The organism is Pseudobdellovibrionaceae bacterium (assembly GCA_020635075.1).
In the GTDB taxonomy this organism is placed as follows: Bacteria; Bdellovibrionota; Bdellovibrionia; order Bdellovibrionales; family UBA1609; genus JADZEO01.
In genome coordinates this window covers 752762-765608 of record JACKAM010000002.1, presented here as the reverse complement: position 1 = coordinate 765608, position 12847 = coordinate 752762, and the positions used below count along the sequence as shown (strand labels likewise).

Annotated in this window: 11 protein-coding genes and 1 tRNA gene; 10 read left to right on the top strand and 2 right to left on the bottom strand. The window is 49.5% G+C overall.

Features of this window, described 5'->3' with window-relative positions; all coding sequences use genetic code 11:
• Nucleotides 1-3 precede the first annotated feature (3 nt).
• From H6624_13315 to H6624_13295, 5 genes are all read left to right on the top strand, one after another.
• Nucleotides 4-1152 carry a cystathionine gamma-synthase gene (locus tag H6624_13315; protein MCB9085321.1) on the top strand — a complete coding sequence of 383 codons (1149 nt, stop codon included), beginning with the start codon at nucleotides 4-6 and terminating at the stop codon, nucleotides 1150-1152.
• A gap of 101 nt (nucleotides 1153-1253) precedes the next feature.
• Nucleotides 1254-1329, top strand: a tRNA-Phe gene (locus H6624_13310).
• 19 nt (nucleotides 1330-1348) lie between these two features.
• Complete coding sequence (gene dusB / locus H6624_13305; protein ID MCB9085320.1) at nucleotides 1349-2368, top strand: tRNA dihydrouridine synthase DusB; 1020 nt, start codon at nucleotides 1349-1351, stop codon at nucleotides 2366-2368.
• A 111-nt stretch (nucleotides 2369-2479) separates the two neighbouring features.
• Nucleotides 2480-3394: an ABC transporter ATP-binding protein gene (locus H6624_13300; GenBank protein MCB9085319.1), complete on the top strand. Its 915-nt coding sequence runs from the start codon at nucleotides 2480-2482 to the stop codon at nucleotides 3392-3394.
• Between the two features lie 9 nt (nucleotides 3395-3403).
• Nucleotides 3404-4207, top strand: a complete 804-nt coding sequence (locus H6624_13295; GenBank protein ID MCB9085318.1) for an ABC transporter permease — start codon at nucleotides 3404-3406, stop codon at nucleotides 4205-4207.
• Between the two features lie 7 nt (nucleotides 4208-4214).
• On the opposite strand, the gene H6624_13290 is transcribed toward H6624_13295, so the two are convergent.
• Nucleotides 4215-5285 carry a transglycosylase domain-containing protein gene (locus H6624_13290; GenBank protein MCB9085317.1) on the bottom strand — a complete coding sequence of 357 codons (1071 nt, stop codon included), beginning with the start codon at nucleotides 5283-5285 and terminating at the stop codon, nucleotides 4215-4217.
• Nucleotides 5275-6255, bottom strand: a complete 981-nt coding sequence (locus H6624_13285) for an NAD-dependent epimerase/dehydratase family protein (GenBank protein ID MCB9085316.1) — start codon at nucleotides 6253-6255, stop codon at nucleotides 5275-5277. Before H6624_13285 ends, H6624_13290 begins: the two co-directional genes overlap by 11 nt.
• A gap of 150 nt (nucleotides 6256-6405) precedes the next feature.
• Between H6624_13285 and H6624_13280 the strand changes: the two genes are divergently transcribed.
• The 5 genes from H6624_13280 to H6624_13260 all read left to right on the top strand — a co-directional run bounded on the left by H6624_13280 (nucleotide 6406) and on the right by H6624_13260 (nucleotide 12827).
• On the top strand, nucleotides 6406-6873 hold the full coding sequence (locus H6624_13280) for a cyclic nucleotide-binding domain-containing protein (protein ID MCB9085315.1): 468 nt from the start codon (nucleotides 6406-6408) through the stop codon (nucleotides 6871-6873).
• A 70-nt stretch (nucleotides 6874-6943) separates the two neighbouring features.
• Nucleotides 6944-7162: a flagellar FlbD family protein gene (locus H6624_13275; protein ID MCB9085314.1), complete on the top strand. Its 219-nt coding sequence runs from the start codon at nucleotides 6944-6946 to the stop codon at nucleotides 7160-7162.
• A 4-nt stretch (nucleotides 7163-7166) separates the two neighbouring features.
• On the top strand, nucleotides 7167-7937 hold the full coding sequence (locus H6624_13270; GenBank protein ID MCB9085313.1) for a flagellar motor protein: 771 nt from the start codon (nucleotides 7167-7169) through the stop codon (nucleotides 7935-7937).
• Nucleotides 7934-8671 carry an OmpA family protein gene (locus tag H6624_13265; protein ID MCB9085312.1) on the top strand — a complete coding sequence of 246 codons (738 nt, stop codon included), beginning with the start codon at nucleotides 7934-7936 and terminating at the stop codon, nucleotides 8669-8671. The genes H6624_13270 and H6624_13265 overlap by 4 nt, the downstream gene beginning before the upstream one ends.
• Nucleotides 8672-8828: 157 nt before the next feature.
• Nucleotides 8829-12827: a hypothetical protein gene (locus H6624_13260; GenBank protein ID MCB9085311.1), complete on the top strand. Its 3999-nt coding sequence runs from the start codon at nucleotides 8829-8831 to the stop codon at nucleotides 12825-12827.
• The last annotated feature ends 20 nt before the right edge of the window (nucleotides 12828-12847 follow it).

Here is a 12847-nt window from a genome sequence, read left to right as displayed (position 1 = left end):
ACCATGAAGCAGGGATTTGAAACCAAAGCCATTCACGCCGGACAGGATCCGGACCCAACAACGGGCGCTATCATGACTCCCGTGTACCTGACATCGACTTATGTGCAGGAGTCCCCAGGCAAGCATAAAGGCTATGAGTACAGTCGAACATCGAATCCCACGCGCAAAGCCTACGAGCATTGTATTGCTTCACTTGAAGGTGGCAAACATGGCTTCGCTTTTGCTTCCGGGTGCGCGGCTTCAACCGTTGTTATGCATCTGCTAAAGGCGGGTGATCATGTGGTTGCAGGTGACGATATGTACGGAGGAAGCTTTCGTCTCTTCGACAAAGTGATCAGTCAGTTTGGGATTGAATTCAGCTATGTGGACCTAACCCGTCCGGAGACCCTGGAAACAGCCATTCGGCCCAACACCAAGATGGTTTGGCTCGAAACACCAACCAACCCCATGCTCAAACTTGTCGACATTAAGACGATTGCAGATTTCTGTCGCAACAAGGGAATTATCACCGCCGTCGACAACACTTTTATGAGTCCCTATTTTCAGAACCCGTTGGCATTGGGAGCTGATATAGTTGTTCATTCAACCACCAAATACATCAATGGCCACAGCGATGTGGTGGGTGGGGTGGTTGTGACCTCCTCTGATGAGTTGGCAGAGAAGATTGCCTTTCTCAGTAATTCCATGGGGCCTGTGGCATCGGCCTTTGATTCTTTTTTGTCGATGCGGAGTCTTAAAACATTAGCCGTCCGTATGCGGGCCCATCAAGAAAATGCCATGGCAGTTGCCAAAATGTTGGAGGCTCACCCAAAGGTGGAAAAAGTCTTGTATCCAGGTCTCGAGAGCCATCCCCAGCACGACCTGGCAAAGTCTCAAATGTCCGGGTTTGGTGGCATGGTGACGGTCTACCTTAAGGGAGGACTGGAGTCTGCCCGCCGGTTTTTAGAATCGGTTCGCATTTTTGCTCTTGCCGAGAGCTTGGGGGGAGTGGAGAGCCTCATTGAGCACCCTGCAATTATGACCCATGCAAGTGTACCGCCGGAGATCCGTAAAAGCCTCGGGATTGATGACGGACTTGTTCGCCTAAGTGTTGGAATTGAGACGCTTCAGGACCTGACTGGGGACTTGGAACAGGCGCTTGAGCGAGCGTGAGGCGCGCCGCAACATCAAAGAAATGGGAGTTCCGTTTGACAGCCCCCGGCGCGTGGGCTTAAGAATACCTTTCCTTTTATTTTCTGCTACTTAAAGGCCATGGCTCGGTAGCTCAGTCGGTAGAGCAGAGGACTGAAAATCCTTGTGTCGGCGGTTCAATTCCGTCCCGAGCCACCATCTTTCAAGAGGCCTAAGGATGACCGAAAAAGCCCTTCTACAGTATCTGGATCAAAACCCATTTGTTCTTGCCCCCATGGCGGGAATTTCGGATTGTGCCTTTCGTTCATTTATGCGCGAACTCAATTGTGGGGTGGTTGTCAGCGAGTTGGTCTCTGCCAACGGCCTGTTCTACGACTCTCAGAAAACGCGAAATTTAATGGCCTTTGCCGAGGATCAGCGCCCGGTAGGCATCCAACTCTTTGGCGACAACTTGGACAGCCTGGCTGCGGCAGCAAAAGAAGTCGAGGGCACGGGTGCTGACTTTGTGGACCTCAATTTCGGGTGCCCGGTCCCCAAAGTGGTAAAGAAGGGGGCTGGATCGGCGGTGCTAAAGGACCTGACCCAACTGGCAATAGTGTTGAGGACAGTAAAGAGGGCGATCTCAATACCTCTGACAATCAAGATTCGCACCGGCTGGGATGAGTCTTCAAAAAATACCCATGATGTTGTGCGAATTGCTCAGGAAGAAGGTGTAACCTGGGTGGCTGTGCACGGTCGAACGCGGGCGGCCGGATACTCGGGACTTGCAGATTGGGATTATATATCTGAAGTGCAGGCCAAAACCAAAATGCCCATCATTGGCAACGGGGATATCCGCTCAAGTCAACAGGCAGTTCAACGCCTGCAAAGTTCCGGATGTCGAGCAGTCATGATTGGCCGGGGATGTCTAAAAAATCCTTGGATTTTTCGTCAGTCCTTGGCTCTTTTTAGGGGAGAACAAATCGAAGTGATAAAAGACTTCTTGTGGGTCTTGGATCGTCTAAAGTTCTACCTGCAAAAGTATTCATCCGACCGAATCGTACTTATTCAGCTGAAAAAATTTTCTGCATGGTTTTCTGCCGGGTATCCAAACTCAGCCCAATTTCGTCGAGATTTGTTTTCCTCCACCAGCGTTGATGAAATCTACGGTCGCGCTCAAACCTATTTTGTCAGCATTCAGCATCTAATGCAGGCGGACACCTCCCACGAGCCCTTTTTGATGGGCGGTCACGGCTAATAAAACCGGTCTTAGGTCAAAACAATTGGTCACGGAAAGTGGTGCTGGACTGTTGGTCGGGGGAGAAAGCCGGCAGTTGGTGAATCACATGGCTTGGGGTAGCATAGATCAATGTCTGTTGTGATTGAAGCCCGCAATTTGGTCAAAGAGTACAACCATAAGCCAGTGGTAGATGGACTAAATTTGCAAATCAATGAGGGCGAGTGCTTTGGCATTCTAGGCCCAAATGGGGCCGGAAAAACCAGTGCGATGAGGATGATGTACTGTAGCTCACCCGTTACAAGTGGAGAGCTTTTTGTCCTTGGCCTCAACGTTAAAACCAATGCGCGAAAGATTAAGGCCAAGATTGGCGTTGTTCCCCAGGAAGACGGATTAGATCCAGATTTTAGTGTTTTGGACAATCTGCTGATTTATTCCAGGTACTTTAACATTCCTCAAAAGAAGGCCCGAACCCAGGCCCGTGAGCTTTTGAGATTTATGCATCTGGAGGAATATGACGGTCGTCAGGTGGACACTCTCAGTGGTGGAATGAAACGACGCCTCACTATTGCGAGGGCACTTCTCAGTGACCCTCAGGTTTTATTTTTGGATGAGCCCACGACGGGCCTTGACCCACAGGCGCGGTTTTGGATCTGGGAGGCGATGGCCGACCTAAAAAAGCAGGGCAAATCTTTGGTCCTAACGACTCATTATATGGAAGAGGCCGAACGCATCTGCGATCGTATTGTGCTCATTGATAAGGGTAAGATCTTATGCGAAGGCAGCCCTCGTGAACTCATCAATCAGCACATTGGTGACGAGGTCGTTGAGTTTCGTCTGAAACTCGACGAGATGGAGTATTACATTCGACGAATCAAAGAGAAATTCGAATACCAAATTATGAACAATCGGGTGCGGATTTTCGTCAAGTCTGGCCAGGATGGTCGTCGGGCCCTTGATGACATTGATAGTGATAGCATTCTAGTGCGCAAAGCATCCCTGGATGACGTATTTCTTCGCTTGGCAGGGTATGAGCTTCGCCCCTAAAGGAGAGCGATGACAGCGGTTCAGCGTTTTTTTGGAGACATCTTTAGTTTCCCTAGTTGGGGACGTGGGGTCTGGGCAGTTTGGCTGAGAAACTTTCTCTATTTTCGCCACACCCTTGTTATTTCTGTTTTTTGGGTGGTGTTTGAACCTCTTCTCTATCTTTTGGCCATTGGTTATGGCGTCGGGTATTTTGTCGGCGAAATAGAAGGTGTTCCATACTCCCAATTCTTCTTTCCCGCACTGATGGCGACTTCTGGGATGTTCGTGGCCTTCTTTGAGGGTTCGTATGGTGGATTTACCAAGTTGGCTCGACAAAAAACGTACAACACGATTCTCTTAAGCCCCGTGGAGGCGTCGGAAATTGTTCTCGGGGAAATACTTTGGGCGGCGTCAAAGGGCTTCTTTAGTGTCGTCGCTGTTGCTGTTGTTGGTTTGACACAGGGATTGGTGGACACCTGGCTCATTTTTCCCACGCTGTTGGTTCTGGGCATGTTGTGTTGGGTATCATCTGCCTTTGGGCTCCTCATGGCTTCTTACGCTAAAAACTACGATTGGTTTGTCTATGCCCAGTCTGGATTCATTATTCCAATGTCTCTGTTTAGTGGCACCTATTTTCCCCTTCACCATTTACCAGACCTCATTCAGCAGGCCGCCTACCTACTGCCTCTGACTCACGCCGTAATGGCGGCGAGATCTCTTCTTCAGGGTGATGTGGGTTCGACCTTGTTTTTAAACGTCGGAGTTTTATTTGCCCTTGGATTTCTCCTGGCCAATTGGGCGACGAGCCGAATGGAAAGGCGAATTTACTACTAAGGGGGAGCTACTCTTCTGTTGGTTCTGGGTCAATATGGGCCTCGGGCTCTAGCCCGTCATCACTTTGATTGGGCGCGGACTCTTCTTGAGGCAAAGTGTCCGCATCTTCGTCTGAAGGCTCGCCACCAGCATCATCGATTTGTTCCTGGTCAGGGATACTATCCCAGGGGCCGTCGTCATCCCTGCCGGGTTGGCCGAGGGTTGGGAGGTCGGGATCGGATTCAGGAAGATCCTGTTCGAAAGCGGGAAAGCTGGAGTCCGAGGAGCCAGCCTCATCGATTAACAGCTCATCAACGGCATCCATTAACTCAGTTCTTGTCCAGGATAAGCCCTCCCACGGGAACTCCAACACGCGAAAATTTGCTATCTCCAGGTCGTCTTTTTCAATTTTCCCGAAGCGAAACAGTCTCAGGCAGATTCCTAAAACCCGTTGTCGCGCGTATTCGGTCAGGGCCTTCTTTTCAAAATAGGTGTGATGAACAGAGGGGTTGGGCAGCAAAAAGGCAATATAGGCCGACTCCAAAATATTTAGATCGGCCGGACTCTTGTTGAAGTAGTACGAGGCAGCCTTTTTGACGCCAAAAATATTAGGTCCCAGCTCCACAACATTGAGGTAGCGTTCAAGGATTTCATCTTTAGTCAGCAGAGACTCGATCTCCCGGGTTAGCAGAGCCTCCCGCACCTTACGTAGCAAACTCTTCGAGCCGTCCAGAAAAGCGTTTTTTGCCAGTTGCTGGGTGATGGTGGACCCTCCACGAGCCAACTTTCCGCGCTTGAGATTAGTGGAAAAGCTCTGCCTAATCTCAAACCAATCAAATCCATCGTGTTGCCGAAAGGAAGCATCTTCTGAGACGATGACCGCATCAATCAAATACGGGGAAATCTTGTTAAGAGGAACATAGGTTTCCTTTTTGGTGCAGAGCTCGACCCTGTTCATTGTCGTCGTCATGCAAGACTTGAGCTGCTTGACATCAGGCAATGTTAATACGACCAGTGAGAACCCAATTCCGAGGAGCAAGAGGCTGAGAGCGGGAAAGGCGGTAAAGGCAATGATTGTTTTTGTGCGATCAAATGACATGATTTTCTTTCATCCAGCGAACACTGGCTGCAACTGCCTCCCGTGCCGGCTTAGGATTAAGCCCAAGTTCCCTCTTTGCTTTGCTTGAATCGAACCAGTGGAAGAGTGTGCTTGTCCAGGCGTTTTCGGTGTTGATAGGCCCCTTTTTTCCTATGGCTTCGAGGGCATCGCCGAGCTTTCCAAGAGCGTGTACAACCGGATTGGGTAGATACACGCCCGGAGGTTTCACGCCGGCCTCAGAGGCAATAATCTGAAAGAGCTCCTTGATGGTGATGTTCTCTCCTGAAAGGATATATCGCTCACCGGTGCGGCCCTTTTCCCAAGCGGCCAAAACACCGCTCACAATCTCTTCGACCGATATGATGCTAACGCCTCCGGAAGTGTAGAAGGGAAACTTACCTTTTGCCACCTTCACTTGGGTGTTACGACTGCCTTTTTTTGCATCACCGGGCCCATAAATTGTTGATGGATTTAACATCACAGCATTCAAGCCATTTTCGTTGACGGCCAAACGTACCAATTCCTCAGCCTTACGTTTGGTTTCAAAGTAGCCAAGATTCAAGTGGCCAACGTTAAAAGGAGAGTCTTCATTAAGAGGTTTTCCATCAAAACTGGCACCAACCGCGACAACTGAGCTCATGTGGATAAATCTCTGTACATTTTGGTCCAGTGCTGCCTGCACCATGTTCCTGGTGCCCTCGACATTGACCTTCTCCATGACCGCGCGCATGGCCCGAGAGTAGCCCACGACTCCGGCTAAGTGGAAGACGCTGTGAACACCTTGACAGGCCGAAGCCAGGCTGTCGGGTTGAGTAACATCTCCGGCGACAATCTCGACCGGAAAATCTGCCCAGTCGGCTACAGAATGTGGATTTCTACAGATGATGCGGACATCGAAGCCTCGTTGGCAAAGTTCACGCGTGAGCCAGGAGCCAACAAAGCCCGTTGCTCCGGTTACCAGTGCTTTCATGGTCTAGTTTCCCCCTGTTGCCGCGAGGTCTCAAAGCCAGCCTTATATACCTAAAGTCCTAGATTTTAAAGGACACTTTTCCATCTTTGGACCTGAAATTTGATTAATGATATCCTCCCCTTATCGTTTTCCATCAGAGAGGAAGTCATCATGGCCGACAAGAATGTTTTACAAAACGTTTATCTCTTTAAGGGTCTCAATGCAGAGCAAATTGCGGCGATCAGCGAGATTGCGACGGTCAATACCTACAATCCAACGGATGAAATCTTCGGCCAGGGTGATCAGGCAAGGGCCGCGTATTTCATTAAGTTCGGCTCTGTTCGCATTACCCAAAAAACCCAGTCAGGAGACACCGTTGAGGTAGCCACATTGGGTACGGGTAGCCATTTTGGCGAGATGCCATTTTTGGATTCAGAAGTTCGCTCAGCCTCTGCCGTTGCCATTGAAAAGACAGACCTGGTGGAGATTCCATACGATAAGCTTCAACAGTTGTTGGCTACAAATCCTCCCATTGCTGTTCACTTCTTCAGGGAGCTGGCTCACTTTCTTGCCGGTCGTTTAAGAATCACGACTAACGACTTGAACTTTGCGAGAGAAAGAAACCTCAGTCACTTTTGACCAGGACTCCAGCCTGGTCTTGCCCAATCCTGTTGATGCCATTTCAATGAGCCTGTGACAAAATGTAAATATGATTATTGTTCACAGGCTCAGTGGAATTCCCCTATTCGTGAATCCCGATTTGATCATGTATCTTGAGTCCTCTCCTGACACGGTCATCACATTTCGCGGAGGGGAAAAGCTTCCTGTAAAAGAGACTATCAACGAACTGCAAATTCGAATACTGGATTATAGGCGATCGTTTAGTGCAGCAACTGAGTTTGGGGCACATCCACCACCACAGGACTGACATCATGGATTTACTTACGATTCTTGGTCTTCTCGTCGGCATTGGCGGAATTTTGTTTGGAAATGCCATTGAGGGCGGGCATGTTATAGCCCTGATTCAACTGGCAGCAGCCTTTATCGTGTTTGGTGGAACCTTTGGTGCCACCATGGTTGCGAACACGATGGAAGACTTCAGAATGGGAATTCGTCTGTTGGCGGACGCCTTCAAGGCTGACGATGAAGCACGAATGAAGACCATCGCAGATGAAATCATTCTTTCCGCCCAGTTGGCCCGTCGGGAGTCGATTCTAGCAGTTGAGGCTCGGCTAAGCAATTTCACCAGCGATTATATGAAAAACGTTTTTCGTTTTATGATCGACGGCACAGACCCGTCTGTCCTAAAGGATATTTTTGAAAAAGAAATGGACTTGGATGAATCTCGTCGGCTGGCTGGTGCCAAGATTTGGACAGACGCGGGAGGTTTTGCCCCCACGATTGGCATTATTGGTGCGGTCCTTGGACTGATTCACGTTATGGCAAATCTCACCGACACCTCAGCCCTGGGGCAGGGCATAGCGGTTGCATTCGTGGCGACCATCTATGGTGTAGGATCAGCTAACCTGGTATTCCTGCCTATTGCCAACAAGATCAAGCGCAAGATCCACATTCAGACGGAGACCAAACAAATGATTGTGGATGGAGCCGTGGCCATTTTGACCGGTCTCAATCCGTATATTATCGAAGAAAAGATCCGCGCCTATGCGCTTAAGCCAGGGGAAAAGGTCACACATCCATGAGGCGAAAACCCAAGCCAGCAGAACATGAGGATAGCACGGAGCGATGGCTTGTTTCCTATGCGGATTTTATTACGTTGATGTTTGCGTTTTTTACGGTTCTTTATGCGACGAGCGATATCAATATAGAAAAGAGCAAGGGCTTTCAAGAGTCCATCCAAAAGTACCTGATACGTTTTGGGGCCGCTGGCGGATCTGGGGATGAAGTGAACCAGGGGGTTCGTGAAAACAGTCCGATTCAGCCTCCCATTCGCACCTACCAGATTGGTGAAGAGGAGACGCGGGCCACGCTGGAAAAGGCTGAGATTTTCGTCGAAGAAAAGCTCATGGGGGGCAAGGGACAAAAACTTATCCAGGATGTGGTGGCCATCGAAAATGGTGTGCGGATCACTTTAGCGGCGCCACTTGTCTACGCCGAGGACTCGGTAAAGTTCCGTCCGGACTATCTTGAAGCTATTGATACCATCTGTGATTTCCTTAAGTCTTTGGGAAAACAGGTGGTGGTGGAAAGCCACATGGACAGCGGACGACTGGCAAATACAAGCTACCCAAGCCACTGGGAGTTTGCCGCCGCCCGCGCCTCAACATTTGTCCGCTACCTGGTTCGAAGGCACGAATTCAAGGAGAGCAGCCTATCGGCTGTGAGTTACGGGGCTTCGCGACCATTGTTTGCATCATCGGACACCAAAAATCGGTCCAAGAATCAGCGTTTGGATCTTCTCATCCTGACCGAATAGAATCGGCAAGAGATTTGACAAGTCGGTGACAATCTTGGGAGCGCCTGGCCTGAGAGACAAAAAAAGGCCCCTGACCACTTTGTAACACCTTAAAAACAGGAAACTTTTCGCTTCCAAGAGGCCGAGTCCTAGGCTATGTCCTTGCAATCATTAGCTGATGATGAAACTTCGTCGCGCGATACCTTTGCTGTTGACCTTGGTCTTAGCCATATCTGGCCCAGGCATGTCTGCGTCCTGGGCGGCTGGCCCGGAAGCTGAGGAGTTGGTGCCCCCGACCCTGAATAAGTTGCGTCCGGACCGTCCAGGTGGTGAACAGAAACCAACTTACCAAGAGCCCCGCTTTATTGCCGAAAGTCATGCCACTTTTATGCAGGAGTTTCAGTTTCAGCCCGCAAATCTTGACGGGGTTTCTGTGCTCTCCGTCGAGCGAATGATCGAAGCTCTGCGAGTTGCCGGAGTCGATCGTACTCAGTTTGAATCCGGATCGGTACCCAAAGAAGCCATCAATCAGGCATTGAGAACATTGCACGATTATTATCAGTTGGAGACAAAGGATCTCGCTTCCAAGGAAATGTGGAAAGAGTTTAATAGGGTCGCCAAGTATTCGCGCAACCCTAATTGGCGTGGCTATTATGGAGATTTTTACCAAAACTCAGTTCACAATATGTTTCGCGAAGCCATGGCCGAAGGCATTCAGCCCGTCGAAATGTTGAAATCCAAACCTTATGAAGTGATGGAGCTAAACCCAGAGACGGGTAAGGTCGATCGATTTCTGCGCTGGGAGTTTAAAAACCCCGCAGATCCTGAGAACCCCCTCAAGGCTGATCTGCATATGCCCAACGATGACAAGCTGATGCAATTCCGGCCAAGTGAACTCGCCAATGCGGCCAAGGAATCGGCGAAGTCGCTTCCAGCTGAGGCAGCGATGTTCTACATCGCAAACAACATTATGGCATTGGGTACTCAGTTTATCGATCCTATGTCCAATCCCCAGGGGATCCAAAATATGCTGGGCATGTATTTTGACAAAAAGACGGTCCTTAACTTCGAGGAACTTTTTCACTTCTATACGTTTATTCTCGGTTCACGGATTTCCACCAGAGCAATGGAGATTGGCCTAAAGCGTGTTGGAGTAAACTACGCCGGTCAAATGCTTGCTCGGCCGTTCATGAATTACATGGGATTGGCAGCCGGTTCCCTCATGTCCTCCTTTATTGCGGACGGTTGGACGTCGGCAAAAAATTGTTATCTCGGCTATTTTGATAACCCGGATAATTTTAAGGACCAAGCGGAAGCGGAGTTCGCCAGGCAGAGTTGTGATATCGCCTACGAGAGATGGATCAGGGGCAAGATGGCCTACAAGTATATGGGCGATGCAATGACATTGATGATGGCGGCCGGAGCTTCGGCGATTGCCGGCAAGGCCATTAGTCAAGGCTGGCGGGGTGCCAAGATTGCAACAGCTGCTCTGGCCAACAAGACCAAACATGCGGCTCTAAAATATGTAGCTTCAAGAGGTGGCACTATTGCTGGTCGAGTGGTCATCACCGGCCTTAAAGTAAGTAGAGTGATTGGTGTTGGTTCGGCCGCGATTCCCAGCGTTCCCACTCAAATAGTGGGCTGGGGTTTACGCATTGGATCTTTTGTCATGTTTTTGTATTGGCACAAGATAGTGAATGCTCTGGTGGTCAAGCCATACAAGAGTTGGGATTTGTCTGGAGAGGCGGACGATTCCGAAGAGCGGCTGTTAAAGGATTTCGACGCTTTTCGCAACAATGGCTGGAAGATTGAAAGTGATAAGCCGATTGACAAGTGTGGCAACCTTTTGCAGCGAGCAGCTGCAAATCAAAAAGCCATGAAAAGGCTTATCGAAACTGGCCAAGGCCTCAAGTGTTATGACGGCACCATCCTTGAGACCTTGGACGAATACGCAGACGATCAAAAGGACTGGCGGGATATGATGATCGAAGAGGTCAATGCGGCTTATGCCAATTGGACCAAACACACGATGAAGTTAGTCGACAAGTACACGGGGACCTATTTGTTTTATCAGGATTTTGTTGAGCGCGTTCGCAAAAAGTCGAGTGTCTTGTTTAGTGATAAGAATCCCTATGCGGGACTCAATGGAATAGTATCCAATCACCATGATGACCAATACATAGCGGATGATGGCTCCCGTACAATGGAGGAGATGCGCTCTGCTCAGGAGTTAAATGTGAGAATGCAGGCCACTTCTGTGGGAGTGTGGCTCAAATACCTTCAGGGAGAGCACGGACCAGCGGCCATTCGGCAGTTTTCCAGACCCAAGGACAACGAAGATGGGGCTCAGTGGGGCCAAAGGATGGAGGCCGAAAGAAACTCAATCATCGGGCACCTGGATTTCATTCATAAGGGCCTTTTGTCGAAGGATATTAAGGATATCAAGAAGGCCATCAACCATGCCTGGGATTTGGACAAACATTATCGGGACTACTGTATCAAGCAACACGAGGGAGGAATTCGCAGTGTCTCAGATCAATTGAAGCAAGAGCTGTCTTTGGATGAAGATGCAGTTAAAAAGACCATCGCTGAAGGGACTGCGGCGGAGCAGGATGCCGCGAAAAGCCTCCTGCAAGAATATATCTACAAGCTTCAAGAGAGATCGGAGAATCTCAGAACGCCACCATTCTGTTACTTTTCTGAAATTCGCCGCCGATTTGGCAGTCAAAAACCGGGGAGTCAGGTCTACTCAAAGACATACCTTGAAGAGGTTTCGGCTCTTATTGTCGGACAAAAGATTGACCCTGAGCTTTTCCCCAAACGAGTTGAGCACGTGGAAACACCGAACATTGCGACGAGTCTACTGGCCTCTATGGCCTGTGGACTCGACCTCAACAGTCGCCAGCCATGGTACAAGCGGATTCTCCCGGGAGTAAAGGCAGACAAGTCAGATCGCGGCTGGAAAGTCGTTTGGGGCGAGCGCCCAAAATCAAGTGTGAAGGATGCCTTTGGCTTTGAAATGGATTTCACCCCGCCGCGATTGATACCACCGGATGAGGATGACAATAGATTGTGTTGGGACCAAAGCTATCACTCTGCGCCTGAGGTGTATATCCCAATGCCAGTTGATCCATATGCCCATTGGGTGAAATACAATGGCAAGGAGTACAGCCGGATGATCGATATGGTGATCGAGAATCTCTATCCGGAGCTTTTTGACGATTGGAGTGGCGAGGGGTCAGGCTTTGAGTATTGGTGGTCCAACTACGTCGGCCGGGATTTTAACTACGTGCTGGATTCGGCAGATACGTCTTATCGCAAAATGCTCCGTGAGGAGTTTCTGCCGGCCATTTACGGATACAAAAAGAACCTCAATACTAAGCTCGGCTTGAAAGACTGTTCCTATGCTCATGCCTATGTTCAGGACTATTTGAGTGAGGGAATGGATCTCACCTACAGCGATCAACTCCCTAGGGGGGAGGGCCACATGTACCCGCCGAGGTATTTCAAAAAAGAGGAAATCAAAGAGTGCTCAGGAAGTCGCCACAAATACTTGCCGGTGATTAGTGCGGTCAGACTTGAGTTTGAAACCTATCTCAATGACCTCCTAAAACCCATTTTCCTGGAGATGTTTGCTCGTGACGAAAGATACAACTCCGAGGAAAAGCTAAAAAAAGCCGAAAATGTTTTTAACAAAAACCGCAATTGGATTCTCTCCAGCCTGGATATGCTTCTTCGCTATCGGGTAGATGAAGATGGAAAAATCATAGACAAACACGTCCCCGTCGCTGAAAGCTGGCTACACCTCAATATGGAGGCCTTAAAGCTGAAGATGGGCCTTCCTGCCGATCCGGATATGCAAAAGGCTCTGCAGAGGATGGATGCCCAAATTGATTTCCCTGACCCGGACTTTCAGGCCTTCCCCTTTCATGAGTGGGAAAAACGAAAGGACAGACTCCAGGAAATCGCCAGTCGCTATCCAGAAATGAGTGTAGGCTCTACACAGTGGTTGGCCTATGAGGATGAAGTGAAGGCCCTTGGCGTCCCGGCCTGGGAGAATCTTACAGAAGATCAGCGCCAGGTTGCATTGGCCGTATTCCGAAAAATGACTGGAATTACTAAGGAGTTAGCTAACTACCGGCGGATTATCTCAGACGTGAGGTTTAACAATCATTAATGGCACTCGGGTTGCAAAGG